The organism is Friedmanniella luteola (assembly GCF_900105065.1).
Taxonomy (GTDB): Bacteria; Actinomycetota; Actinomycetes; order Propionibacteriales; family Propionibacteriaceae; genus Microlunatus; species Microlunatus luteolus.
The window spans coordinates 3,596,126-3,620,576 of the sequence record NZ_LT629749.1; the positions used below are offsets into that span (position 1 = coordinate 3,596,126).

The following is a 24,451-nucleotide window of genomic DNA, read 5'->3' on the forward strand; positions in this document are numbered from 1 at the left end:
GCACCTCCAGCGGCTGGACGGCTGCGGGTTCTCAGCACCCGCAGCCGCGGTCCACCGGCGGGCCGCCCGGGGCGCCCCCCGCCGCCGGGGTGGGACCATGGCGCGCGTGGACACAGCCATCGGCATCTGCGCGATCGTCGCCTCGGTCCTGGTCGTCACCGCCGTGGCGGACCGCCTCCGGTTCCCGGCCCCGCTCCTGCTCATGCTCGTCGGCATCGGGGCGTCGTTCGTGCCGTTCATCGACGAGCCGGAGCTGACCCCGGAGCTGGTGCTCCTCGGCTTCCTGCCGCCGCTGCTCTACGCGACCGCGATCCGCTCCTCGATCATCGACTTCCGCACCCACCGGCGGCCGATCGCCTTCCTCTCGGTGCTGCTCGTGGTGATCACGGCGCTGGGGATCGGGCTGATCACCTGGCTGCTGCTGCCCGTCCCCTTCGCTGTCGCCTTCGCCCTGGGGGCCGTCGTCGCCCCGCCGGACGCCGTGGCCGCCACCTCGATCGCCCGGCGGATCGGCCTGCCCCGCCGGGTGATCACGCTGCTGGAGGGCGAGTCCCTGCTCAACGACGCGACCGCCATCACGTGCCTGCGGGTCGCGCTGGTGGCGATCGCCGGCGCGGTCAGCGCCTGGGAGATCGGCCTCGGCTTCGTCATCGCCGTCGCCGGGGCGCTCATCGGGGTGGGGGTCGCCGCCCTGGCCGTGGTCATCCGGCGGCACGTCCACAACCCCGTCTTCGACACCGCGATCTCCCTGCTGGTGCCCTTCGTCGCCTACCTGCCCGCGGAAGCGCTGCACTACCGCGACTTCCACGGCTCGGGCGTGATCGCCGTCGTCACCGCCGGCCTGGTGCTGGGCCACAAGTCGCCGGTGATCCAGAGCGGGCAGTCCCGGCTGGCCGAGCGGGTCAACTGGGCGACGATCCAGTTCCTGCTGGAGAACACCGTCTTCCTGCTGATCGGCCTGCAGGCCCGGCGGATCGTGGAGGCGCTGTCCACCTCGACGCTGTCGGGCGGCCAGATCGCCCTGTTCGTGGCGGCCGTGCTCGTCGGGGTGATCGTGCTGCGGCTGGTCTGGGTGACCATCTCGCGGTTCCTCATCTACCGCGTCGACCGCGAGACCGGCGAGGGGCGGCCGCCGTGGTCGCACACCATCGTCGTCGGCTGGGCCGGGCTGCGCGGCGTCGTGACCCTCGCCGCGGCGTTCCTCATCCCCGAGGACGTCGAGCACCGGGCGGTGCTGATCTTCGCCGCCATGGTGGTCACGGCCGGCACCCTGCTGATCCAGGGCCTGACGCTGCCCGCGCTGGTCCGGGTGCTCAAGATGCGCGGCCCGGACGCCCGCTCCGACGCCCTGCAGGCGGCCACGGTGCTGACGACCGCCGGCAACGCCGGCCTCGCGGCGCTGGACCGGCTGGCCGGGCCCGAGGACGAGGCGAGCGCGGTGCAGCTGGTGCGGGACCGCATCTCCTCCCGCTCCGACGCCCTCTGGGAGAAGCTGGGCACCGGCCGCGACGCCGGCGAGACCCCGGCCGAGCAGTACCGGCGGCTGCGGCTCGGCGCCATGCGCGCCGAGCGCGACGAGGTGCTGCGGGTCCGCTCGAGCGGCACGGTCGACCACGACGTCGTCGAGCAGGTGCTGGCCAGCTTCGACATCGAGGAGTCGATGCTGACGATCGCCACCGAGCGGGTGGACCGGCTCAGCGAGAACCAGTCGGTGGCCACCCCGCTGGACCCGAGCGGCTCCTGCGTCCACCTCGACACCGCGCCGGCCGACGTCGAGCCCCGCTCGGAGGTCTGCCTGGACTGCGTGCGGGAGGGCACCCGGTCGGTGCACCTGCGCCGCTGCCTGGCCTGCGGCAACGTCGGCTGCTGCGACTCCTCGGTCGGTCGGCACGCCGAGCGGCACTTCCACACCAGCCACCACCCGGTGATGCGCAGCCACGAGGACGGCGAGTCCTGGCGCTGGTGCTACCTCGACGAGCGGCTCGGCTGAGGCGTCCCCGCACCGTCGGGGCGGAGACGTATCAGGGCTCCCCAGATCGCCTCCTGACCGGTACAACTGGGTGAGCGCGCCCGCGCGCCGCCCGAGCCACCGGAGAGCGAGCGATGACCTCAGATCCCCCTGCCGGCCGCAGCCCCGGCCAGCGCCCGCCCCTGTCCGGTTTCGGCCCGGTCGACACCGCCGGCATGGACGGGTCGCCGCAGCGCAGCGCGCCGCCCGCCGACCTGCTGGAGCGCCACGACGGCCGCACGCTCGACCCCGCCACCGCGGTCCGCTCCGGCGGGCAGCCGCTGCAGGCCACGGTCTACCGGGGCAGCCGCCTGCTGGTCCGGCCGACGGCGCACGAGGACGCCGTGCTGGCCACGCTGACCGAGATCGCCGGGAGCCGGTTCGGCCTGGACGTGCGGGTGGACCCCCTGGACGTGCGCCTCCGCGACCTGGCCCGCGCCGCCGGCATCGGCCCCGAGGAGCCGCAGCCGCTCGTGCTCCGGGTGGAGCTGCGGGCCCGCTACGACGAGGGCCCCGTCGGCCCGCCCGACGCCTGGCCGGTCCTGCAGGCGTTCCGGCACGCCTACCCCGCGGGCTCGCCCGAGCAGGCCAGCGTCCAGCTCGACCACGTCGTGACCCCGCACGCGGAGGACGGCGTCACCGCCAACCCGTACTGGAAGGTGCCCAGCGCGTCGGGCAACCCCTACTGGAAGGTGCCCGGCACGTCCGGCAACCCGTACTGGAAGGTGCCCAGCGGCAACCCCTACGTCGACACGGCGGGCGGCCTGGCCGAGTACGCCGCGCCCGGCTTCGGCGGCCGCACCCCCGTCGCCTGGCTGGGACCGGAGCCGGTGCAGAGCCCCCTGCCGCCCGGCCGCCGGCGCCCGGTGGTCGCCGTCCTGGACACCGGCATCGGCCGGCACTACTGGCTGCCCGAGGGCGAGGTGGTCGACCGCGCGCCGACGGTCGAGGGCCTGCGGATCGGGCTGACGGACCCGCGGACCGCTCCGGAGGACCCCGACGTCCGGAGCAACACCCTCGTGGGGGAGGTCGACCCGAGCGCGGGGCACGGCACCTTCATCGCGGGCCTCGTCCGGCAGAAGTGCCCCGACGCGAGGCTGCTGGCGGTCCGCGTCGTGCAGGGCGACGGGGTCGTCGCCGAGGCCGACCTGCTCGAGGCGCTGGGCCTGCTGTGGCTGCGCCAGGCGCTGGCGGTCCGCCACCACCGGCCGGACCAGCTGGTCGACGTCGTCTCGATGTCGCTCGGCTACTACCACGAGACGCCGGGCGACGCGGCGTTCGACCCCCTGCTGCTGGCCCCCGTCCGGGCGCTGGGCCGGCTCGGGGTCGTGGTCGTCGTCTCCGCCGGGAACGACGCCACCCTGCGGCCGATGTACCCGGCGGCCTTCGCGCCGCACCCCGGCGGTCTGGTCCCGGCGCCGCTGGCCGACGAGGTGCCGGTCGTCGCGGTCGGCGCCACCAACCCCGACCGCACCGTCGCCCTGTTCTCGAACGAGGGCCCGTGGGTGCAGGCCCACCGGCCGGGCGCGTCGCTGGTCAGCACGCTGCCGGCGTTCGACGGGTCCCGCTCCCCCACCCTGGAGCGCCGGCCCACCGGGCTCGCGCCGCGGGCGACCATCGACCCCGACGACTTCAGCTCGGGTTTCGGGGTGTGGAGCGGGACCTCCTTCTCGGCACCCGTCCTGGTCGGGGAGATCGCCCAGCACCTGCAGGCGGCCGGGGTGCTGGCCGCCGACGACGTCGACCCGGCCGGGGCCGTGGCGCGCGGCTGGGCGGCGGTGACCGCCCGGGTGCCGAGCCTGGTGCGGCCGGGGCTGCCCGCGACCGGTGCGACGGGCGCGGGGCACGACGGCCCCGGCCGCGACGGGGTGGGGGCCGCCGCGGACGGCGGGCACACGGACGGGATCTGGGTCGGACGATGAGGGACGGGGGCGCGGGGCGATGACGGGTGGGGGCACGGCGGAGGGGAGCTCCCCCGGGAGCGACGGCCGGCTGGGGTCCGCCGGCGGTGAGGAGGAGCCGGAGCGGCTGGCGGTCCGCGCGGCCCGGCTCTTCCTGGCCTACCGGGACGGTGACGCCGCCCGGATGGCCGACCTGGTCAGGCTGGTGACGCCGGTGCTCTGGCACACGGCGCGCGGCGCGCGGCTCGACGCCGCGACCGCCGAGGACGTGCTGCAGTCGGTGTGGCTGGCCCTCGTGCGGCACGCCGACACCATCACCGAGCCGGTCGCCGTGCTGCAGTGGCTGGTGGTGAGCACCAAGCGCGAGTCCTGGCGGGTCTCGCGGGCCCAGACCCGCACCCGTCCCGAGGACTTCGAGGCCACCGACAGCGCCGCCGCGACCGTCGCCGAGGCGGTCCCCGTCCCGTCGGTGGAGGAGGAGGTCCTCGAGGCCGCCGCCGACTCGGCGCTGTGGCGGCACATCGCCCAGCTGCCCGAGCGCTGCCGGGCCCTGCTGCGGGTCATCGCCTTCGCCGACCGCCCCGACTACGCCGAGCTCTCCAAGGCCCTGGGCATGCCCCAGGGCAGCATCGGACCCACCCGGGGCCGCTGCCTGGCCAAGCTGCGCCTGGCCCTCGCCGCCGACCCCGCCTGGGAGACACCATGACCGCCCCGGACCCTCACGACGACGCCCGTCTGGACGCCCTCGCCGCCCAGCCGGTCGACGCGACCGACCTCGCCGTCCTCGACGCGCTGCGCGGCCTGCTCGAGCGGGTCGACCCGGTGCCCGACGGGCTCGTCGAGCGGATCGAGTTCGAGCTCACGCTCGACGCCCTGCAGGCGGAGGTGGCCACCCTCACCCAGGTCGACCTGGTCGGCGCGGGCGCCCGGACCGCCACCGAGGCGGTCCGCACCATCACCTTCACCAGCGAGTCGGTGACGACGATGGTGACGCTCACCCCGCAGGAGGCCGGCGCCGTCCGGGTCGACGGCTGGGCCGCCCCCGGGGCCGGGGTCCGGGTGGAGCTGCTGCACGCCGGCGGCACCCTGGAGACCCGGGCCGACGAGGACGGCCGCTTCGTCTTCGAGCGCGTCCCGGTGGGGCTCGCGAAGTTCGTCCTGCACGTCCCGGTCGGCGACGGCGTCGCCACGGTGCTGAGCCCCGCCGTGGAGCTGTAGCCGCGTCGTCGGCCCTGGCTCCGCTCGGACGCGGACCGGGCTCCTGGCCCCCGACGTCGTCGTCGCCCCGTCCGGCGGCGCCCGGGCGAGCGCACCCGGCCCGGGCCACCCTCGGCCCGCCGCCGAGCCCTCACCCGACCGACCCATGTACGAGCGCGCAGTTCAGCGCCAGGATGGGCAGGTGCTCCCCCAGGCCGCCGCCGCTCACCGCCGGGCGCAGGCGCAGTGCGACCGGGGGCGCTTCGACCTCGCGCACCGCGGTCTGCTGCGGGCGCTCGACCTGCTGGACCGGTCCCCGGAGCCCGCCGCCGAGGTCCGGGCCGTCCGGGTGCGGGTGCTGATGACGCTCGCCGTGGTCGAGGAGGAGACGACGGGCGACGGTGGCTCTCGGCTGCAGGACGCCCGCCGGCTGGTCGAGGGCGTCGACGACGCCGAGCTGCGGTTCGCCGTGCACAACGCCGCGGCGACCCGGGCCCTGCGCCGCGGCGACCACCCGGCGGCGCTGGCGGAGTTCGCGGCCGCCGAGCGGCTGCTGGCCGCCGCCTCCCCGCGGGACGCGGCCATCCTGCACCTCAACCGCGGCAACCTGGCGCTGCAGCGCCTGGACCTCCCGGCGGCCCGGCGGGACCTCGAGCGGGCCGTGCAGCTCACCACCGGCGCCGAGGACGCCGGCCAGCGCTCGGTCGCGTTCATGGCGGCGCACAACCTCGGCTACCTCGAGCACCTCCGCGGCAACCTGCCGCGGGCGCTGCAGCTGATGGACGAGGCCGCGACCCTGTCGGCGGGGACCTCGCTCGCCATCTCGGGCCTGGACCGCGCCCGGGTGCTGATCGAGGCCGGCCTCACCGACGCCGCCGACGCCGTCCTGGCCCGGGCCGAGCAGGAGTTCCGCCGGGGCCGGCTGGCCCACGAGCGCGCCGAGACCGAGCTGGCCCGCGCGGACTGCGCCCTGCTCGGCGACCGGCTGGCCGACGCCCGGGCGCTGGCCGGGTCGGCCCGCACCCGGTTCGCCCGGCGCGGTCACGACCGGTGGCGCCGGGTCGCCGAGCTCACCCTGCTGACCGCCGACCTCGCCGACGGCCGGCCACCCGCCCGCCTGCTCGGTCCGGCGCGGCGGCTGGCCGAGGAGTTCGCCGCCCAGGACCTGGAGCTGCCCGCGCGCACCGCCGCCCTGCTCGGCTGCGCCGCGCTGACCGCGCTGGGCCGGCCCGCCGAGGCGCGCGCCTGGTTCGCCGGCCTGCACCCCATCGGCCGGACGGACCCCATCGGCCTGAAGCTGCAGCAGCGGGTGGTGGCCGCCGAGATCTCGCTGGCCGAGCACCAGGCCGCCGCCGCCCGCAGCCAGGTGCGGCTCGGGCTGACCGAGCTGAGCCGGCACCAGGCCCAGTTCGGCAGCCTCGACCTGCAGACCGCGGGTGCGGTGCACGGCCGCCGGCTCGTCGCCCTCGACCTGCGGCTGGCGCTGGCCGCCCGCCGGCCCGCCGCGCTGTTCAACGCCGTCGAGCGCGGCCGGGCGGTGTCACGGCGGCTGACGGCGGTGACGCCTCCGGCGGACGCCTCGGAGCCGGCGCTGGCCGAGCTGCGGCAGGTCACCGACGCGCTGCGGACCCTCGGGGACGACCCGGCCGAGCGCGCGTCCGTCGTCGCCCTCCGGCAGCGCAGCGCCGAGCTGTACGGCCAGCTCAACGCGATCGCGTGGCGGGCGGTGGGGGCCGGCGCGGTGGTGCACGCCGCGCCGATGGCCACCGTCGCGGAGCAGGTGGAGGCCCAGGGCAAGGTGCTCGTCAGCTACGTCGTCGCCGACGGCCGCTGGTCCGCCGTCGTGCTCGGCCGGGACCGGCCCCGCTTCGTGGACCTGCCCGGCGACGCCCGGACCGTGGAGCTGTCCCGCCGGGCGCAGGCCGACCTCGACGTCCTCGCGCTGGGCGGCGTCCCGGCAGCGGTGCGGGCGGCGGTGGAGCAGTCCCTGCGCCGGTCGCTGGCCGTCCTCGACGCGCAGCTGGTCGGGCCGCTGCGGCTGGCGGACGAGGCCCTCGTCGTCGTGCCGACCGGCCCCACCTCCACCCTGCCCTGGACCTGCCTGCCCAGCCTGCGCGGGCGGCCGGTCGAGGTCTCGCCAACGGCGACGTCGTGGCTGGTCGGCGGCCGCGGGGGCACGGCCGAGGGCCCGGTCCGGCTGGCCGCGCTGGCCGGGCCGGGCCTGGTCGAGGCGAGCGCGGAGGTGCACGAGGTCGCCGCGGCGTGGGGCGCGTGGGCGGAGACCAGCACCGCCACCGGGGCGGACGCCACCCGCGCCCGGCTGACCGCGGGCCTGGGGTCGGCGACGGTGCTGCACGTCGCGGCGCACGGTTCGCACCAGCGGCAGAGCCCGCTGTTCTCCTCGCTGCAGCTGGCCGACGGGGCGCTGTTCGCCTACGAGGTGGAGGCGGTCGCCCCGCACGTCGTGCTGTCCGCCTGCGAGCTCGGCCAGGCGACCACCCGGCCGGGGGACGAGGCCCTCGGCTGGACGCGGGTGCTGCTGCAGCTCGGCACCCGGTGCGTCGTCGCCGGGGTCAGCCAGGTGGCCGACGACCGGGCCCGGGAGGTGATGGTCGCCTACCACCGCCGGCTCGCGGCGGGCGACGACGCCGCCACCGCCCTCGCGGGCGCCACCGAGCACGGGACGCCCGTCCCCTTCGTCTGCTTCGGGACGTCCTGGCGGGCGGTCCCCCCACCGGCGCAGCTCCCCGAGCCGGCCCAGGTGGCGCTGGCGGCGGGCTGACGTCCCGTCCCGGCGCCGACGGCGTCGGCCGGCCTCAGCCCCGCAGGCCGACCTTGGCGTAGACGTCGGCGAGGGTGCGGCTGGCCACCTCGCGGGCCTGCTCGGCGCCGTCGCGGAGGACCGCCTCCAGCTCGGTCCGCTCACCCATCAGCTCCAGGGTGCGCTCGCGGTACGGGGTGGCGAAGGCCGTCACGGCCTCGGCGACCCCCTTCTTGAGGTCGCCGTAGCCGCGGCCGGCGTAGCCCGCGACCAGCTCCGCGACGGGCGTGCCGGTGAGCGCCGCCTGGATGGTCAGCAGGTTGGCGACGCCCGGCTTGGCGGCCTCGTCGTAGGTCACCTCCCGGCCCGAGTCGGTGACCGCGGACTTGATCTTCTTGACGTTGACCCGCGGCTCGTCGAGCAGCTCGATGAGCCCGCTCGGCGAGGACGAGCTCTTGCTCATCTTCGCCGTCGGGTCGGCGAGGTCCTGGATCTTGCCGACCGAGGGCAGGATGTGCGGCTCGGGCACCGTGAACGTCGTCCCGTAGCGGCTGTTGAACCGGCCGGCGAGGTCGCGGGTCAGCTCGAGGTGCTGGCGCTGGTCCTCACCCACCGGCACCCGGTCGGCCTGGTAGAGCAGGATGTCGGCGGCCATCAGCACCGGGTAGGTGAACAGGCCGACGTTGGTGGCCTCGGCGCCGAACCGGGCCGCCTTGTCCTTGAACTGGGTCATCCGCTGCGCCTGGCCGAAGCCGGTCATCGCCGACAGCACCCACATCAGCTGGGTGTGCTCGGGCACGGCCGACTGCCGGAACACCGTCGACCGGGCCGGGTCGATGCCGGCGGCCATCATCTGGGCCGCGCTGCGCAGCGAGCGCTCCGCCAGCACCGCGGGGTCCACCTCGACGGTCAGCGCGTGCAGGTCGGCGACGCCGTAGAAGGCGTCGTGGTCGTCCTGCAGGGGCACCCACTGCCGCAGCGCCCCGAGGAAGTTGCCGAGGTGGAGGGAGTCCGCGGTCGGCTGGGCGAGGGAGAGGACGCGCGGCCGGCCGCTGCGGTCGGTGGTGGACATGATGTCCATCCAATCACGCAGGCCGCGCCGGCTGCCCGTCCGTTCCCGCACAGCCGACCCGCGGCCTGGGCCTGCCGACGGCCTAGGGCGCGAGCGGCAGCAGCTCGCCGCCGTCGACCCGGTGCACGGCCAGCCGGGAGGCCCGGCGGCCGTCGAGCTCGGTCACCTTGATCTCCAGCGGGGTCGGGTCGGCGTCGTCGGCGTCGACCGGCAGCACCGCCGCCTGGATGCTGTCGCCCACCGACGGCAGCTGGCCCAGCTGGGCCATGAAGTAGCCGGCGACGGTGTCGTAGGGCCCGTCCGGGAGCACGAAGCCGGTGCGCTCGCCGAACTCGTCGAGGGTGATCAGCCCCTCGACCTCGAGGTCGCCCAGGACCCCCACCCGCGGCTCCTCGACGACGTCGTACTCGTCCCTGATGTCCCCGATCAGCTCCTCGACCAGGTCCTCCATGGTGACGATGCCGGCGGTGCCGCCGTACTCGTCGAGCACGATCGCCAGGTGCGAGGAGGTCCGACGCATCTCGCTGAGCGCCCGCAGCACGCGGACGGTGTCCGGCATCGAGAGCACCGGCCGCGCCAGGTCGGAGACCGGGATGCTGCGGGTGCTGACGTCGGGGTCCAGCAGGTCGCGGACGTGCACGAAACCGAGGATGTCGTCGGCCGACTCCCCGGTCACCGGGTAGCGCGAGTGGGGCGCCTTGCTGAGCTCCCGCACCGCCTTGTGGACGGGCAGGTCGCCGGGCAGGAAGTCGACCTCGGTGCGCGGCAGCATGACCTCGCGCAGGCCGCGCTCGCCGGCGTCGAAGACGTCGTCCACGATCCGCCGCTCCTCGTCCCCGAGGGTGGTCGAGCCGCTGACCATCGAGCGGATCTCCTCGTCGCTGACCTCCTCGCGGCTGGCCTTGGGGTCGCCGCCGAGGATGCGGACGACGACGTTGGTCGAGACCCCGAGGAACCAGATGACCGGCCGCGCGAAGAAGGCGATCCGGTCGACCAGCGGGGCCAGCAGCAGCGCGGCGCTCTCGGCCCGCTGCAGGGCGAGGCGCTTGGCCGCCAGCTCGCCGAGCACGATCGAGGCGTAGGAGATGGCGACGGTGATCAGCACCAGCGCGAGGGTGTCCGCCGGGCCCTGCGCCAGGCCGAGCGACTGCAGCACCGGGGAGAAGTCGTCGGCCAGGGTCGCGGCGCCGAAGGCCGCCGACAGGAACCCGGACAGGGTGACGCCGATCTGCACGGCGCTGAGGAAGCGGTTCGGGTCGTCGGTCAGCCGGGCGACGGTCTGGCCGCGCTTGCCCTGGTGGGCGATCTGGCGGATCTGGCTGTCGCGGAGCGACACCAGGGCCATCTCGGCGCCCGAGAAGATGCCGCCCACCGCGATGAACAGCAGGATCAGGCCGATGTTGACGAGGACGGGGTTCATGCGGTGGTCCTGGGACGGGCGGGCCGCGGGGCGGCGACGGGGGCGGGGACTCCGACGGAGTCCCCGGGTCTGTGCGCGTCGCCCTCGTCGGCGTCGGGCAGCAGCGGACCGCCCACCGCCGGGGCGGCGGGGTCGGCAGCCTCGGGCACGGCGCGCTCGGGCGCCGCGGCCGGGTCGGTCCTGGTCACCGCCCCAGCGTAGTGAGCGCCGGCGACCGCCGCGACCCGGGAACCCGGGCGGCCGGTATCCCGCTTGCCCGCCGCCGTCCCGGCTGGCTTGATGGGCGGATGCCCGCCGCCCCCGACGCCCCCGCGCTGGCCCGCCTCCACCCCCACGGGGTCCCGGTGCTGGGCGACCCGTCCCTGGGGGTGACCCTCCGCCCGCTGGTCGCCGCCGACCTGCCGCGGGTGGTCGAGCAGTGCCGCGACCCCGAGAGCATCCGCTGGACGACGGTCCCGACGCCCGAGGGCGGCTACGGCCTGGCCGACGCCCGGGCGTTCCTCGACCACGTGGTCGTCGAGGGCTGGCGGAGCGGGCAGAACCTGTGCTGGGCCGTCGAGGGCGCGGACCGCCCCGGCGTGTTCTGCGGCAGCATCGACCTCCGGCTGCACGGCGACGGCCTGGCCGAGGTGGGCTTCGGGCTGCACCCCGACGCGCGGGGACGCCACCTGATGAGCGGCGCCCTGCGGCTGGTCCGCGACTTCGCCTTCGACGTCGCCCGGCTGCGGGCGGTGCGCTGGCGGGCCGTCGTCGGCAACTGGGGCTCCCGCCGGGTCGCGGCCGCGGCCGGCTGGCCGTGCGAGGGCGTCGTCCGGGCCTCGCTGGTGCACCGCGGGGAGCTGCTCGACGGCTGGGTGGGCACGCTGGGCGTGACCGACCCGCGGACGCCCCGGCCCTGGTCGGAACCCCCGCTGCTCGCCGGCCCCCGGCTGCGGCTGCGGCCGTTCACCGACGACGACGCCGACCGGGTGGTCGAGGCGTGCCGGGACCCGCGCACCCAGCACTGGCTGGTGTCGCTGTCCCGCACCTACACCCGCGAGCACGCCCTGGACTACGTGGAGGGCGCCCGGGAGTCCGCGGCCACCGGCGCCGGCCTGGTCTGGTGCGTCGCCGACGCGGGCGACGACCGCTGCCTGGGGGCGATCAGCCTCGAGGGCTTCGGCGGCTACGCCAAGCGGGCGGAGATCGGCTACTGGGCGCACCCCGAGGCGCGCGGCCGCGGGGTGCTGACGGAGGCGACGCAGCGGGTGACGGCCTGGGCGGAGGAGTCGGGGCTGGTCGACTCGGTGCTGATCCGCGCCGCCGAGGGCAACACCGCGTCCCGCCGGGTGGCGGTGGGGGCCGGCTACCGGGAGGTGGGGGTGATGCCCCGCTGCGAGCCGCTGGGCGACGGCACCACCGTCGACCTGGTGCTCTACGCCCGGCCCTGAGCGCCCTCCGGAGGGCGCCGGACCAGCGGTCGGGGTGGGTCCTACGCTGACCGCATGACCCGCGCCTCCCGCTTCTCCGACGTCGTCGCCGGCCACGGGGAGGGCCCCGTCTGGTGGCCCGGTGAGGGGCTGCGGATCACCGACGCCTACCAGGGGCAGGTCGTCAGCCTGGCCGCCGACGGCACCGTCGCCCGCCGGACCGACGTCGGGGCGTTCGTCGGGGCGTTCCGGCCCCGGACCGGCGGCGGGATCGTCGCCGCGGCACTGCGCTCGTTCGTCCTCGTCGACCCCGACGGCACCGTGCACGACCTCGGCGAGCTGTGGGACCACGAGGGGCTGCGGATGAACGACGGCGCGACGGCGCCGGACGGGTCGTTCCTGTGCGGCTCGATGCAGACCGGGGGTCCGGGCGGTGAGGCCTCCCTGCTCCGGCTGCACGTCGACGGCTCCGTCTCCGCGGTGCTGACGGGGGTCTCGGTCTCCAACGGCCTCGTCTTCTCCGCCGACGGCCGGCAGGTCTACTACAACGACACCCCGACCCACCACGTCGACGTCTTCGACGTGGCCGACGACGGCTCCTGGCACGACCGGCGCACCGTCGCCGACCTCGGCGAGGACTCTCCCGACGGCATGACGATCGACACCGACGGCCGTCTCTGGGTCGCGGTCTGGGGCGGCGGCCAGGTCCGCTGCCTCGACGCCGGCAGCGGCGCGGTGCTGGACGTCGTCGAGGTCGACGGCCCCACCCAGACCAGCGCCTGCACGTTCGGCGGCGACGACCTCGACCAGCTCTTCATCACCACCTCCGACGAGGGCGGCTCCGGCGGCCCCCACGCCGGCTCGGTCTACGTCGCCGACGTCGGCGCCCGCGGCCTGCTCCCGGTCCCCTACCCGGCCTAGCACCGACTTGTCAGGGTGGGTGGTGGCCATGGCGGCCCCTGACGCTGACGACGCGGCTCCGTGGCACCCCGAGCGCGATCAGGTCACGAGCCAGGAGCGCGGGTTCGAGCCGGCCCTCGATGTCGGTGGCACGGAGGACTCGACGTCCGCTGATGACCGGGCCGCGCTCCCGGCGCACGTCCTCCTGCCAGTTGCGCACCTCCAGGGTGGTGGCGTCCGTCCACCTCGAGCACGGCCAGCTGCCCGTCGGACAGGTCCCACTCGCAGTCGAGATGGCGGACCCGGCCGTCGAGGTCCCGACGTCGGACCTGGCGCCGCGGCGGTACCAGGCCGAAGCGCCGGCAGAGCCGGAGCACCTCCTCCTCACCGTTCGTCAGCGGCCCTCCGCCCAGGTCGGCCACCACCAGCCGGAGATGCACCTGGTGGCGGATGCGCCCGACGCGAGCCATCGCCGCGTCGAGCTCGTCCACCGTGCAGAGGCGCTGCTGGACGACGGCGCTGACCAGTGCGCACGCGAAGCGCGGGTACGGCTGCCAGGCAGCGGCGTCGAGGGCGGACCGCGCCGTAGCGGTGCGGGCGAGGCCGCTCTCGAGCACGAGGTCGTCAGCATGGAGGCGCCGTGACCCGTGGACGCGGAGTCCGGCGAGCGGCGCGCAGCGAGCACCTCGCGGGACGACGACGTGGATCTGCGCCGCCTCGCGAGCGAAGTCCGCGAAGCCTGCGACCTCCAGGGCCGTGTGGCTGGCCAGCGCGGCGGGCGGTCCCGCGTCCAGGAGCACCATCCACATCAGCTGACGCCGCGATGGCGCAGCGTTCTGGGTCAGCACCAGGTGGTCGCCCCAGCGGCTCCGTCGCCCGGCATCGACCTGGCCCGGATCTGGCTGCGCGTCCACCCGAACTCCTCCGGCCGGTCACGCCGCAGCACGCCGGCTCCGCGGGCTGCCCGCGCCACAGGTGTCAGCACGCGTGCACCCTGGCCGGCCGCGCCCCCAGCAGGTCACGAGGGAGAAGCCCTGTGGACGGTCGCGTCCGGGCCCCCTCGCTCGTGACTTCCGAGTTGTCAGCATCCACGGTCGTCAGGGCGACCACAGGTGCTGACAAGTCGGCACCAACTCAGCCCCCGAACCCGACGCGATAGCCTCCCGTCGTGACCGACACCACGACGTCCACCGCTTCCGGCACCATCATCTACACCCGCACCGACGAGGCGCCCGCGCTGGCCACCTACTCGCTGCTGCCGATCATCGAGGCCTTCGCCTCGACGGCCGGGGTCTCCGTCGAGACGCGCGACATCTCCCTCGCCGGCCGCATCCTGGCCCAGTTCCCGGAGCGCCTGACGCCCGAGCAGCGGGTCGGCGACGCGCTGGCCGAGCTGGGGGCGCTGGCCAAGACGCCCGAGGCCAACATCATCAAGCTGCCGAACATCTCCGCCTCGGTCCCGCAGCTGAAGGCCGCGATCACCGAGCTGCAGTCCCAGGGCTACGCCCTGCCGGACTACCCGGAGAGCCCGAGCAGCGACGAGGACCGCGACGTCCGCGCCCGGTACGACAAGGTCAAGGGCTCCGCCGTCAACCCGGTGCTGCGCGAGGGCAACTCCGACCGCCGCGCGCCCGCGTCGGTCAAGCAGTACGCCCGCAGCCACCCGCACTCGATGGGCGCCTGGTCGCCGGACTCGAAGACCAACGTCGCGCACATGACGTCGGGCGACTTCCGCTCCAACGAGACCTCCGCGGTCGTCGAGACCGACGGCACCCTGCGCATCGAGCACGTCGCGGAGGACGGCACGGTCACGGCGCTCCGCGCGTCGGTCCCGGTGCTGGCCGGCGAGGTCGTCGACGCCACCGCGATGGACGTGGACGCGCTGCGGATCTTCCTCACCGAGCAGATCGCCCGCGCGCAGTCCGAGGGCGTGCTGTTCTCGGTCCACCTCAAGGCCACGATGATGAAGGTCTCCGACCCGATCATCTTCGGCCACGTGGTCCGCGCCTTCCTGCCCGACGTCTTCACCCGCTACGAGGACGCCCTGGCCGACGCCGGCCTCAGCCCCAACGACGGCCTCGGCGCCATCCTCGCCGGCCTCGGCCGCCTCGAGCAGGGCGGCCCGATCAAGACCGCGATCGAGCAGGGCCTCGCCGACGGTCCCGAGCTGGCCATGGTGGACTCCAACCGCGGCATCACCAACCTGCACGTGCCGAGCGACGTCATCGTCGACGCCTCGATGCCGGCGATGATCCGCACCTCCGGCCACATGTGGGGCCCCTCCGGCGACGAGCAGGACACCCTCGCCGTCATCCCCGACTCCTCCTACGCCGGCATCTACCAGGTCGTCCTCGACGACTGCCGCGCGCACGGCGCCTACGACCCGACGACCATGGGCTCGGTGCCGAACGTCGGGCTGATGGCGCAGGCGGCCGAGGAGTACGGCTCCCACGACAAGACCTTCGAGATCTCGGCCGCCGGCACCGTCCGCGTCGTCGACGAGTCCGGCACCACCGTGCTGGAGACGCCGGTCGGGCAGGGCGACATCTGGCGGATGTGCCAGACCAAGGACGTCCCGATCCAGGACTGGGTCAAGCTCGCCGTCACCCGGGCCCGGGCCACCGGCTCCCCCGCGGTGTTCTGGCTCGACGAGGACCGCGCGCACGACGCCAACCTGATCGCCAAGGTCCGGCAGTACCTGCCCGAGCACGACACCGAGGGCCTGGACCTCCAGATCCTGCCGCCGGAGGAGGCGATCGCGTTCTCCCTCGAGCGGATCCGTCGCGGCGAGGACACCATCTCGGTGACCGGCAACGTGCTGCGCGACTACCTGACCGACCTGTTCCCGATCCTGGAGCTCGGCACCTCGGCCAAGATGTTGTCGGTCGTCCCGCTGATCAACGGCGGTGGGCTGTTCGAGACGGGCGCCGGCGGCTCGGCCCCCAAGCACGTGCAGCAGCTGGTCAAGGAGAACTACCTCCGCTGGGACAGCCTGGGTGAGTTCCTCGCCCTCGCCGTCAGCCTCGAGCACCTGGCCACCACGACGGGCAACGCCCGCGCGCAGGTGCTGGCCGACACCCTCGACCGGGCGACCGGGACCTTCCTCAACGAGGACAAGTCCCCGACCCGGCGCCTCGGCGGGATCGACAACCGCGGCAGCCACTTCTGGCTCGCCCTCTACTGGGCGCAGGAGCTGGCGGCGCAGACGGCGGACGCCGACCTGGCGGAGGCCTTCCGCGCGGTCGCCGAGCGGCTGAGCGGCGAGCAGGACACGATCACCGCCGAGCTGCTGGCCGTGCAGGGCCACCCGGCCGACATCGGGGGCTACTTCCACCCGGACGACGCCAAGGCGACGGCCGTCATGACCCCGTCGGCGACGCTCAACGCCACGCTCGCGAGCCTCATCGCCTGACCCCGCCCCGACCGACCTGTCAGCCCCGGGTGGTCGCCTCGGCGGCCACCCGGGCTGACAACGCGGCACCCGCGGGGGTCAGGGGCTGGTCCGCACCCAGAAGTCCGCCCGCTCGCGGGGGCGCTGCGCGGCGGCGTAGCGCTCCTCGCTGGGCATCCAGTCGGTGAGCCAGCGCTCCAGCATCGCCGCGCCGTCGCGCTCCAGGGCGCGGGCGAGCCGCACCTCGCGATCGGCCTCCACCCACACCCGGACGTCCCAGGGCACCCCGAGTCGCTCGTCGGTGCTGGAGACGCCCTCGACGACCACCGGCACCCCGGGTGGGACGTCGTACCACTCCGCGCCGGAGTCGGTCGGCCAGTCCCAGCGCTGGTAGCGGCCGGGCCGGCCGTCGCTCAGCGGCGCCAGCACCTGCGCGACGAAGCGGTCCCGCTCCCAGGTGGTGACCGAGGGCCGGGCGAAGTCGTCGACGTGGACCACGACCGCGGCGGGCAGCGCGCGGGCGACCGCCGCGGCCAGGGTCGTCTTGCCGGCCGCCCCGAAGCCGTCGACGCCCACCCAGCGGGTGCCGGGCCTGCCGGCCAGCCGGGCGGCCACCCGCGCGGGCAGGGCCGCCGGTGCGACGAGAGTGGTCACCAGCCCTCCGGGTGCTGCGCGGCGCGGTCGTTGCTAACGTCAGGCCCAGGAAAGCACACCCGTCTCCCTCCGGGTCGCACCCGACCCGGGCCGGAGCCAGCCGAGGAGCGTTCGTGAAGTCACCCGTCAGAGTCGCCGTCACCGGAGCCGCCGGCCAGATCTGCTACAGCCTGCTGTTCCGCATCGCCAGCGGCTCGATGCTGGGTCCGGACCAGCCCGTCGAGCTGCGGCTGCTGGAGATCACGCCCGCGCTGAAGGCGCTCGAGGGTGTCGTGATGGAGCTCGACGACTGCGCCTTCCCGCTGCTGGCCGGCGTCCAGATCGGCGACGACGCCAACCAGGTGTTCGACGGCGTCAACCTCGCCTGCCTCGTGGGGGCGCGCCCGCGCACCAAGGGCATGGAGCGCGGTGACCTCCTCGAGGCCAACGGCGCCATCTTCAAGCCCCAGGGTCGTGCGCTGAACGACCACGCCGCCGACGACGTCCGGGTGCTGATCACCGGCAACCCGGCCAACACCAACGCGCTGATCGCCATGAGCAACGCCCCGGACATCCCGCGCGAGCGGTTCAACGCCCTCACCCGGCTGGACCACAACCGCGCCGTCGCGCAGCTGGCCGCCAAGACCGGCAGCAGCGTCAACGACGTCAAGCACCTGAGCATCTGGGGCAACCACTCCGCCACCCAGTACCCCGACGTCTTCCACGCCACGGTCGGCGGCCGCCCCGCCCCCGAGCTGGTCGACCAGGCCTGGCTGGAGAGCGACTTCCTGCCCCGGGTGCAGCAGCGGGGTGCCGCCATCATCGAGGCCCGGGGCGCCAGCTCCGCCGCCAGCGCGGCCAACGCCACCGTCGACCACATGCGCGACTGGGTGCTCGGCACCGCCGAGGACGACTGGGTCTCGATGTCGGTCCCGTCCGACGGCTCCTACGGCGTGCCCGAGGGGATCATCTCCTCGTTCCCGTGCACGGTCAGCGGCGGTGCGTACAGCATCGTCCAGGGCCTCGACGTCAACGACTTCTCGCGCGGCAAGATCGACGCCTCCACGGCCGAGCTGGTCGAGGAGCGCGAGGCCGTGCGCTCCCTCGGGCTGATCGACTGACCGCCCGGTCGGCGACACTGCACGCATGAGCGACCAGCCGAGCGGGCCCGTCCACCCCTCCGACCCCGGGGCGGACGGGCCCGACCCGTTCAGCCGGGAGGGCGCCGCCGCGTCCGGCGCCGGCGACCAGCCCGCAGGCCCGCCCGAGCAGCACCAGGACGCGACGCCGCCGCCCCCGGCGGGCGCCGAGTACCCGCTCTACGGCCAGCCGCCGACCGGCCCGCCCTACCCGCCGGCCCCGCTCCACCCGTCCGCACAGCCCTACCAACCGCCCGCGCCCTACCAGCCTGCCCCGCCCTACCAGGCACCCTGGGCCGAGCAGCCGCCGTCGGGGGGCTACGGCTCCCCGGCCGACCCCCAGGGCTACGGCACCCCCGCGCCGCCCGGCGTGCCCGCGGCCTACGGCCCACCCGCAGCCGGCTACGGCCCGCCCTACGGGTACGGCTACGGCCCGACCGACCACCCCAAGGCGGTACCGGCCCTGGTGACCGGCATCATCGGCCTGGTCCTCAGCCTGTTCTGCGGCGTCGGGGGCCTGGTGGGCATCGCCGGCGTCGTCCAGGGGGCCCGGGCCAAGCGCGAGATCGACGGCGACCCGGCCCGCTGGACCGGCCGCAGCAAGGCGCACGCCGGCCTGGTCACCGGCATCGTCGGACTGGCGGTCCTCGGGGTCTGGGCGCTCGTCTTCGTCATCAGCGGGCTCTCCGGCAGCTGAGCCGGTCGCCGGTCCTGTCGGTGGTGACGCCTAGGGTCCTGCCATGGCCGACGACCCCCAGCCCGCTCCCGCCACCCCGGCACCCCCCGAGGACGACCTCGTCACCACCCAGCACGCCGTCGGGGTGGGCCGGGGCCGGTTGCGCTACACCGTCACCGCGGGCCGGACCGTGCTCCGCGAGGAGGTGGTCGAGGACGGCACGGCGCGCGGGCCCCAACCCCGCGCCGAGGTGTTCTCGACCGCCTACGTCCTCGACGACGTCGACCCGCGCACCCGCCCGGTCACCTTCGCCTTCAACGGCGGGCCCGGCTCGTCGTCGGCCTGGCTGCACCTCGGGCTGCTGGGGCCGCGCCGCGTCGTGATGGGCGACGCCGGCGCCCTGCTCCCCCCGCCCTGGGGGCTGACCGACAACCTGGAGTCGCTGCTCCGCGTCTCCGACCTGGTCTTCGTCGACCCGGTGACGACGGGCTACTCCCGGCCCGCCGCCGGGCACCAGGCCGGCGACTACCACGGCTACACCCGCGACCTCGAGTCCGTCGGGGAGTTCATCCGGCTGTGGACCAGCCGCCACGACCGGTGGTCGTCGCCGAAGCTGCTGGCCGGGGAGTCCTACGGCACCACCCGCGCCGCCGCCCTGGCGCAGCACCTCGCCGACGGCTGCGGCCTCTACCTCAACGGCCTGCTGCTCATCTCCTCGGTCCTCGACATCGGCTCGGTGGACTTCGTCGAGGGCTCGGACCTGCCCTACGCCCTCTACCTGCCCACCTACACCGCCGCCGCGCACCACCACGGCAAGGTCGACGGCGAGCTGCGCGCCCGGGTGGCCGAGGCCGAGGAGTTCGCCGCCCGCGACCTGCCGTGGGCGCTGGCGCGCGGCCACCGGCTGCGCGGGGCGGAGCGCGACGCCGTCGTCGCCCGCTACGCCGAGCTGACCGGCCTCGACCCGGGCTACGTCGACCGTGCCGACCTCCGGGTGGACCTGTTCTCCTTCGTCACCGAGCTGCTGCGGGACCGCGGCCTGCAGCTGGGCCGGCTGGACCTGCGGTTCACCTCCTGGCCCGACCACGGCAACGTGAGCCGCACCGAGGAGGACCCGAGCTACCGCGCCCTCGTCGGGCCCTACGCGGCCGCGGCCAACGGCTACCTGCGCACCGAGCTCGGCTACCGCACCGACCTGCCCTACAACCTGCTGACCAGCGACGTGCACCCCTGGTCGTACAAGGAGTTCGAGGGCCGCGCCGTCGAGTCGGCCTCGGCGCTCGCCTCGGCCATGCGCTCCAACCCGCACCTGCAGGTGCACGTGTCCTGCGGCTACTTCGACGGCGCCACCCCGCACTTCGCCGCCGAGCACGTGTTCGCCCACCTCAAGGTGCCGCCCGGCGAGGCCGACCGGATCACCTGGGCGTACTACGAGGCCGGCCACATGATGTACGTCCACGAGCCGAGCCGGGTGCAGCAGTCGGCCGACCTCGCGGCGTTCGTGCAGCGGGTCTCCGGATGACGCCGACCCCGCGCGGGTGCTGGGCCTGACGGCGCCGGTGCGCCAGAATGCTGGGGGTGAGCAACCCGTACCAGCCGCCGCCGGTGAGCGGCTACGGCCGGCCGCACCCCCAGGGCACCCTGGTGCTGGTGCTCGGGATCCTCGGGCTGGTGCTCTGCCCGGTCGTCGCGGTGCCCGGCCTGCTGCGTGCCAACCAGGCGCTCCACCAGATCGACGCGAACCCCCACGCCTACTCCAACCGCTCGTCGGTGGTGGTGGGCCGGGTGCTCAGCATCATCACCCTGGTGGTCTGGGCGCTCGTCATCCTGTTCTACCTGGTCGCCGTCCTCGCGCTCGGGCTGTACCGCACCACCCCCTGAGGCCGGCCCGCCCGCCCTCACCGCCACCTGGAGGAGCACCATGACCGATCCGCAGCAGCCGTCCTCGGCCTCCGACCCCGAGCGACGCCCCGAGCCCGGCCTGAACCCGGAGCCCGCGCCCTACGCCGAGCCGCCGACCGGGGGCCAGCAGGGCTACGGGCCGCAGGGCTACACCGAGGACCCTGCACAGCAGGGCTACGGCCAGCAGGGCTACGGCCAGGACTACGGGCAGGGCTACGGCCAGCAGCAGGACTACGGCCAGCAGGGCTACGCACCGCAGGCGTACGGGCAGCCCGGCTACGGCGTCTCCACCCAGCCCTACGGCAGCGCTGACCACCCGCAGGGCGTCCTCATCCTCGTCTTCGGCATCGCCGGCTTCTTCGTCGGCATCCTCGGGCCGGTGGCGTGGATCATGGGCAGCCGCGCGCTCAAGGAGATCCGCGCCAGCGGCGCCCACCCGGGCAACGAGCAGCTGATCGTCGTGGGCCGCATCCTCGGCATCATCGTGACCGTGCTGATGGTGCTCGGCATCCTGGCGGTCCTGCTGTTCCTCGCCATCGCGGTGGCGGCCAGCTCGGGCGGCTAGCCACGGGACCGGTCAGCGCCCGGGCGGCACCACCAGGGCCAGGGCGACGACGGCCAGCCCGAAGAGGGCCAGGACCGCGACGTCGAAGCCCTTGCCGCGCACCTGCAGCAGGCCGGCCGCCCGGTCGCTCAGCACCAGCCGCTCGACGGCACCGACGAGCAGGGCGAGGCCGACCAGGACCGACCCCAGGCGCCAGGTGGCCTCGCCCAGCACGCTGACCAGCAGGCCCAGGGCGACCCCGGCCACCACCACGAGCAGGGGCCAGGGCCGCTGCTGCGGTGCTGCGCCCGCGCCGCCCCGGGCCACCCGGGACCTCAGGCCGCCGCGCCGGCGAGCCGCTCGGCGCGGTCGACGACGTTGCTGAGCAGCATGGCGCGGGTCATCGGGCCCACGCCGCCGGGCACGGGAGCGACCCAGGACGCGACCTCGTGCACGCTCGGGTCGAGATCGCCGACCAGGCCCTTCTCGGTCCGGGTGATGCCGACGTCGACGCAGACCGCCCCGGGCTTGACCATGTCGGCCGTCACCAGCCCCGGCCGGCCGGCCGCGGCGATGACGATGTCGGCGCGTCGGGTGTGGGCGGCGACGTCGACGGTGCCGGTGTGGCAGAGGGTGACGGTCGCGTTCTCGCTCTTGCGGGTCAGCAGCAGACCCAGCGGGCGGCCGACGGTCGTGCCGCGGCCGACCACGCACACCTCCGCGCCGGCCAGCTCGACGCCGTTGCGGCGCAGCAGCTCGACGATCCCCCGCGGAGTGCAGGGCAGCGGGCCGGGCTCGGACAGCACCAGCCGGCCCAGGTTGGCGGGGTGCAGCCCGTCGGCGTCCTTCCCGGGGTCGACCAGGCCCAGCGCCCAGTTGTCGTCGAGGCTGCCGGGCAGCGGCAGCTGGACGATGAAGCCGGTGCAGGCCGGGTCGGCGTTGAGCCGCTCGATCTCGGCCTGCAGCTCCGCCGCACTGGTCGAGGCGGGCAGCTGGACCTCCAGCGACTTGATGCCCACCTGGGCGCAGTCGCGGTGCTTGCCCGCCACGTAGGAGTGGCTGCCCGGGTCGTCACCGACGAGCACCGTGCCCAGCCCGGGCACGATCCCCCGCTCGGCCAGGGCGGCCACCCGCTCCTTGAGCTCGGCCTTGATGGTGGCGGCGAGCGCCTTGCCGTCGAGGATCTGCGCGGTCATGGGTTCTCCGATCGGTGGTGCGGGTGCGGGCGTGCGGGGACGGGCATCAGTGGTAGAAGTGCCGGGCGCCGGTGACGTACATGGTCGCGCCCGCGGCCTGGACGGCGGCGACGACCTCCTCGTCCCGGACCGAGCCGCCGGGCTGCACGATGGCCCGCACGCCGGCGTCCAGCAGGATCTGGGGCCCGTCGGCGAAGGGGAAGAAGGCGTCGGAGGCCGCGACGGCGCCACCAGCCCGCTCCCCCGCCCGCTCGACGGCGAGCTTGCAGGAGTCGACCCGGTTGACCTGACCCATCCCGACGCCGACGGAGGCGCCGCCGGCGGCCAGCAGGATCGCGTTGCTCTTCACGCCGCGGACAGCCCGCCAGGCGAACTCGAGGTCGGCCAGCGTCTCGGCCGAGGCCGGCTCGCCCGCGACGAGCGTCCAGTGCGCCGCCTGGTCGTGCTCGACGCCGATCCGGTCGCGGTGCTGCATCAGCATCCCGCCGTCGATGCCGCGCGTCTCGACACCGCCCGGGCTGGGCGGCGGGACGACGAGGATGCGGAGGTTCTTCTTGCGGGCGAGCACCTCGACGGCGCCGTCCTCGTAGCCCGGGGCCGCGATCACCTCGGTGAACACCTCGGCGACCTGCTCGGCCATGGCCACGCTGACCGGGCGGTTGGTGGCGATGACGCCGCCGAAGGCGGAGACGGGGTCGCAGGCGTGGGCCAGCCGGTGGGCCTCGGCGACGTCGGCGCCGACGGCGATGCCGCACGGGTTGGCGTGCTTGATGATCGCCACGGCCGGCTCGTCGAAGTCGTGGGCCGAGCGGCGGGCCGCGTCGGTGTCGACGTAGTTGTTGTAGGACATCTCCTTGCCGTGCAGCTGCTCGGCACCGGCCAGGCCCGCTCCGCCGTAGCCGGCCCGGTAGAGCGCGGCGGGCTGGTGCGGGTTCTCGCCGTAGCGCAGGCCGGCGGCCTTGTCCCAGGTCGCGCCGACCCAGGCCGGGAAGCCCGTCCCGTCGCTGGTGTCGGTGACGACGTTGCCCATCCAGCTGGCCACGGCGACGTCGTAGGTGGCGGTGTGCACGAAGGCCGCGGCGGCCAGCGCCTGCCGGGCCGCCAGCGTGAAGCCGCCGGAGGCCAGGGCCTCCAGCAGCTCGCCGTACTGGTCGGGGGAGGTGACGACGGCCACCGACGCGTGGTTCTTGGCCGAGCTCCGCACCATGGCGGGGCCGCCGATGTCGATCTGCTCGATGCACTCGTCCGGCGTCGCCCCGGAGTCGACGGTGGCGGTGAACGGGTAGAGGTTGCTGATCAGCAGGTCGAACGGCGCGACCCCGAGCTCGCCGAGCTGGTCGCGGTGCGACTCCAGCCGCAGGTCGGCCAGCAGCCCGGCGTGGACCTTGGGGTGCAGGGTCTTGACCCGGCCGTCGAGGCACTCGGGGAAGCCGGTGACGTCCTCGACCGGGGTGACGGGGAGGCCGGCGTCGGCGACGGTGCGGGCGGTGGAGCCGGTGGAGACGATCTCGGCCCCGGCCTCGACGAGGGCCCGGGCCACCGTCAGCAGCTCGGTCTTGTCGTACACCGAGACCAGCGCGCGCCGGAGCGGGCGGCGGCCGTCGGGGTCGGGGGTGGCAGCGGTGGTGAGTGGCTCGGTCATGGGTCCCAGCGCACCTTTCTGTCGACGACCTGCCACGAGCGTGTGGCGAGCCGATGGGTGGTGGTGACGAGGAGGTCGCGCTCGGCGACCTTGATCCGCTCGTGCAGGGAGGCGACGGTGTCGTCGTCCTCCACACGGACGGCCGCCTGGTCGAGGATGACGCCGGTGTCGACGCCCGCGTCGACCAGGAAGACGGTGGCCCCGGCGACCTTGACGCCGTGCGCCAGGGCGTCGCGCGGCCCGTGCATGCCCGGGAAGGCCGGCAGCAGGGCGGGGTGGGTGTTGATCGTGCGGCCGCCGAAGGCCTCGAGGAAGGCGGGGCCGACCAGCTTCATGAAGCCGGCGCTGACCACGAGGTCGGGCCGGTGCACGGCCACGCGGTCGCGGAGCCCGGCGTCCCAGGCGGCGCGGTCCGAGCCCGGTCCCAGCGGGTGCACGAACGTCGGCACCCCGGCGGCGTCGGCGCGGTCCAGTCCGGCGACGCCCGGCCGGTCCGACCCGACCGCGACCACCCGGGCGCCGTAGCCGGGGTCGGCGGCGGCGTCGAGCAGGGCCTGCAGGAGGGTGCCGGTGCCGGAGATGAGGACGACGACGCGGGCGGGGCCGCGCGCGGTCAGCGGTCCCGTCGCCGAGGTCGGGGCGGGGGCGGGCACGGCTGCC

The 24,451-nt window shown here is 75.2% G+C and carries 22 protein-coding genes; 14 read left to right on the plus strand and 8 right to left on the minus strand.

The window, feature by feature from the left end; translation table 11 throughout:
• Positions 1–97: 97 nt before the first annotated feature.
• The 5 genes from BLT72_RS16920 to BLT72_RS16940 all read left to right on the plus strand — a co-directional run bounded on the left by BLT72_RS16920 (position 98) and on the right by BLT72_RS16940 (position 7,888).
• The gene (locus BLT72_RS16920) at positions 98–1,990 is read left to right on the plus strand and encodes a Na+/H+ antiporter (RefSeq protein WP_172826099.1); all 1,893 of its coding nucleotides are present in this window, start codon (positions 98–100) and stop codon (positions 1,988–1,990) included.
• A gap of 113 nt (positions 1,991–2,103) precedes the next feature.
• On the plus strand, positions 2,104–3,930 hold the full coding sequence (locus BLT72_RS16925) for a S8/S53 family peptidase (protein WP_091414292.1): 1,827 nt from the start codon (positions 2,104–2,106) through the stop codon (positions 3,928–3,930).
• Between the two features lie 19 nt (positions 3,931–3,949).
• Entirely contained in the window at positions 3,950–4,615 is a 666-nt protein-coding gene (locus tag BLT72_RS16930) for an RNA polymerase sigma factor (protein ID WP_091414294.1), read from the plus strand.
• A complete protein-coding gene (locus BLT72_RS16935) occupies positions 4,612–5,127 on the plus strand; it encodes a hypothetical protein (protein WP_091414296.1) in 516 nt (171 codons plus the stop codon). Before BLT72_RS16930 ends, BLT72_RS16935 begins: the two co-directional genes overlap by 4 nt.
• A 181-nt stretch (positions 5,128–5,308) precedes the next feature.
• Positions 5,309–7,888 (plus strand): CHAT domain-containing protein, encoded by a 2,580-nt coding sequence (locus BLT72_RS16940; protein ID WP_091414298.1) that lies wholly within the window; start codon positions 5,309–5,311, stop codon positions 7,886–7,888.
• A 34-nt stretch (positions 7,889–7,922) separates the two neighbouring features.
• Here BLT72_RS16940 and trpS read toward each other — a convergent pair whose 3' ends face one another.
• The 3 genes from trpS to BLT72_RS16955 all read right to left on the minus strand — a co-directional run bounded on the left by trpS (position 7,923) and on the right by BLT72_RS16955 (position 10,547).
• A complete protein-coding gene (trpS, locus tag BLT72_RS16945) occupies positions 7,923–8,939 on the minus strand; it encodes a tryptophan--tRNA ligase (protein WP_425349214.1) in 1,017 nt (338 codons plus the stop codon).
• An 82-nt stretch (positions 8,940–9,021) separates the two neighbouring features.
• Positions 9,022–10,359, minus strand: coding sequence for a hemolysin family protein (locus BLT72_RS16950; protein WP_091414302.1), 1,338 nt, complete (start codon positions 10,357–10,359; stop codon positions 9,022–9,024).
• Positions 10,356–10,547, minus strand: a complete 192-nt coding sequence (locus tag BLT72_RS16955) for a hypothetical protein (protein ID WP_091414305.1) — start codon at positions 10,545–10,547, stop codon at positions 10,356–10,358. Before BLT72_RS16955 ends, BLT72_RS16950 begins: the two co-directional genes overlap by 4 nt.
• Before the next feature lie 99 nt (positions 10,548–10,646).
• Here BLT72_RS16955 and BLT72_RS16960 point away from each other — a divergent pair, with 99 nt between their 5' ends.
• The 4 genes from BLT72_RS16960 to BLT72_RS16975 all read left to right on the plus strand — a co-directional run bounded on the left by BLT72_RS16960 (position 10,647) and on the right by BLT72_RS16975 (position 16,080).
• Positions 10,647–11,789: a GNAT family N-acetyltransferase gene (locus BLT72_RS16960; RefSeq protein ID WP_091414307.1), complete on the plus strand. Its 1,143-nt coding sequence runs from the start codon at positions 10,647–10,649 to the stop codon at positions 11,787–11,789.
• Positions 11,790–11,843: 54 nt separating this feature from the next.
• Positions 11,844–12,689: an SMP-30/gluconolactonase/LRE family protein gene (locus BLT72_RS16965; protein WP_091414309.1), complete on the plus strand. Its 846-nt coding sequence runs from the start codon at positions 11,844–11,846 to the stop codon at positions 12,687–12,689.
• A gap of 152 nt (positions 12,690–12,841) precedes the next feature.
• Positions 12,842–13,312, plus strand: coding sequence for a hypothetical protein (locus BLT72_RS16970; RefSeq protein WP_091414311.1), 471 nt, complete (start codon positions 12,842–12,844; stop codon positions 13,310–13,312).
• A gap of 524 nt (positions 13,313–13,836) precedes the next feature.
• Positions 13,837–16,080 carry an NADP-dependent isocitrate dehydrogenase gene (locus BLT72_RS16975; RefSeq protein WP_091414313.1) on the plus strand — a complete coding sequence of 748 codons (2,244 nt, stop codon included), beginning with the start codon at positions 13,837–13,839 and terminating at the stop codon, positions 16,078–16,080.
• A gap of 78 nt (positions 16,081–16,158) precedes the next feature.
• Here BLT72_RS16975 and BLT72_RS16980 read toward each other — a convergent pair whose 3' ends face one another.
• Positions 16,159–16,713, minus strand: a complete 555-nt coding sequence (locus BLT72_RS16980) for a nucleoside/nucleotide kinase family protein (RefSeq protein WP_091414315.1) — start codon at positions 16,711–16,713, stop codon at positions 16,159–16,161.
• A 113-nt stretch (positions 16,714–16,826) separates the two neighbouring features.
• Here BLT72_RS16980 and BLT72_RS16985 point away from each other — a divergent pair, with 113 nt between their 5' ends.
• Genes BLT72_RS16985 through BLT72_RS23165 form a run of 5 tightly spaced genes read left to right on the plus strand, consistent with a single transcriptional unit; the run spans position 16,827 to position 20,974 of the window.
• Complete coding sequence (locus BLT72_RS16985; RefSeq protein ID WP_091414317.1) at positions 16,827–17,813, plus strand: malate dehydrogenase; 987 nt, start codon at positions 16,827–16,829, stop codon at positions 17,811–17,813.
• Positions 17,814–17,838: 25 nt separating this feature from the next.
• Positions 17,839–18,528 carry a DUF4190 domain-containing protein gene (locus tag BLT72_RS16990; protein WP_091414319.1) on the plus strand — a complete coding sequence of 230 codons (690 nt, stop codon included), beginning with the start codon at positions 17,839–17,841 and terminating at the stop codon, positions 18,526–18,528.
• 43 nt (positions 18,529–18,571) lie between these two features.
• Positions 18,572–20,029, plus strand: coding sequence for a S10 family peptidase (locus tag BLT72_RS16995; protein WP_091414321.1), 1,458 nt, complete (start codon positions 18,572–18,574; stop codon positions 20,027–20,029).
• Positions 20,030–20,085: 56 nt separating this feature from the next.
• Complete coding sequence (locus BLT72_RS17000; RefSeq protein ID WP_091414323.1) at positions 20,086–20,388, plus strand: hypothetical protein; 303 nt, start codon at positions 20,086–20,088, stop codon at positions 20,386–20,388.
• Positions 20,389–20,428: 40 nt separating this feature from the next.
• Complete coding sequence (locus tag BLT72_RS23165; RefSeq protein WP_091414325.1) at positions 20,429–20,974, plus strand: DUF4190 domain-containing protein; 546 nt, start codon at positions 20,429–20,431, stop codon at positions 20,972–20,974.
• A 12-nt stretch (positions 20,975–20,986) separates the two neighbouring features.
• On the opposite strand, the gene BLT72_RS17010 is transcribed toward BLT72_RS23165, so the two are convergent.
• From BLT72_RS17010 to purN, 4 genes are read right to left on the minus strand one after another with little or no spacing between them, the layout of a single operon-like run.
• The gene (locus tag BLT72_RS17010; protein WP_157720547.1) at positions 20,987–21,280 is read right to left on the minus strand and encodes a DUF3017 domain-containing protein; all 294 of its coding nucleotides are present in this window, start codon (positions 21,278–21,280) and stop codon (positions 20,987–20,989) included.
• 8 nt (positions 21,281–21,288) lie between these two features.
• Complete coding sequence (locus tag BLT72_RS17015; protein WP_091414327.1) at positions 21,289–22,149, minus strand: bifunctional methylenetetrahydrofolate dehydrogenase/methenyltetrahydrofolate cyclohydrolase; 861 nt, start codon at positions 22,147–22,149, stop codon at positions 21,289–21,291.
• A 46-nt stretch (positions 22,150–22,195) separates the two neighbouring features.
• Entirely contained in the window at positions 22,196–23,791 is a 1,596-nt protein-coding gene (gene purH, locus BLT72_RS17020) for a bifunctional phosphoribosylaminoimidazolecarboxamide formyltransferase/IMP cyclohydrolase (protein WP_091414329.1), read from the minus strand.
• Positions 23,788–24,444: a phosphoribosylglycinamide formyltransferase gene (gene purN, locus BLT72_RS17025; protein ID WP_231930109.1), complete on the minus strand. Its 657-nt coding sequence runs from the start codon at positions 24,442–24,444 to the stop codon at positions 23,788–23,790. The genes purH and purN overlap by 4 nt, the downstream gene beginning before the upstream one ends.
• Positions 24,445–24,451 lie beyond the last annotated feature (7 nt).

Bases quoted from the DNA above. Each gene is read 5' to 3' on its own strand.
- BLT72_RS16920 (WP_172826099.1), top strand. From the start codon at position 98: ATGGCGCGCGTGGACACAGCCATCGGCATCTGCGCGATCGTCGCCTCG.
- BLT72_RS16925 (WP_091414292.1), top strand. From the start codon at position 2,104: ATGACCTCAGATCCCCCTGCCGGCCGCAGCCCCGGCCAGCGCCCGCCC.
- BLT72_RS16930 (WP_091414294.1), top strand. From the start codon at position 3,950: ATGACGGGTGGGGGCACGGCGGAGGGGAGCTCCCCCGGGAGCGACGGC.
- BLT72_RS16935 (WP_091414296.1), top strand. From the start codon at position 4,612: ATGACCGCCCCGGACCCTCACGACGACGCCCGTCTGGACGCCCTCGCC.
- trpS (WP_425349214.1), bottom strand. From the start codon at position 8,939: ATGTCCACCACCGACCGCAGCGGCCGGCCGCGCGTCCTCTCCCTCGCC.
- BLT72_RS16950 (WP_091414302.1), bottom strand. From the start codon at position 10,359: ATGAACCCCGTCCTCGTCAACATCGGCCTGATCCTGCTGTTCATCGCG.
- BLT72_RS16960 (WP_091414307.1), top strand. From the start codon at position 10,647: ATGCCCGCCGCCCCCGACGCCCCCGCGCTGGCCCGCCTCCACCCCCAC.
- BLT72_RS16965 (WP_091414309.1), top strand. From the start codon at position 11,844: ATGACCCGCGCCTCCCGCTTCTCCGACGTCGTCGCCGGCCACGGGGAG.
- BLT72_RS16970 (WP_091414311.1), top strand. From the start codon at position 12,842: ATGACCGGGCCGCGCTCCCGGCGCACGTCCTCCTGCCAGTTGCGCACC.
- BLT72_RS16990 (WP_091414319.1), top strand. From the start codon at position 17,839: ATGAGCGACCAGCCGAGCGGGCCCGTCCACCCCTCCGACCCCGGGGCG.
- BLT72_RS16995 (WP_091414321.1), top strand. From the start codon at position 18,572: ATGGCCGACGACCCCCAGCCCGCTCCCGCCACCCCGGCACCCCCCGAG.
- BLT72_RS23165 (WP_091414325.1), top strand. From the start codon at position 20,429: ATGACCGATCCGCAGCAGCCGTCCTCGGCCTCCGACCCCGAGCGACGC.
- BLT72_RS17015 (WP_091414327.1), bottom strand. From the start codon at position 22,149: ATGACCGCGCAGATCCTCGACGGCAAGGCGCTCGCCGCCACCATCAAG.
- purH (WP_091414329.1), bottom strand. From the start codon at position 23,791: ATGACCGAGCCACTCACCACCGCTGCCACCCCCGACCCCGACGGCCGC.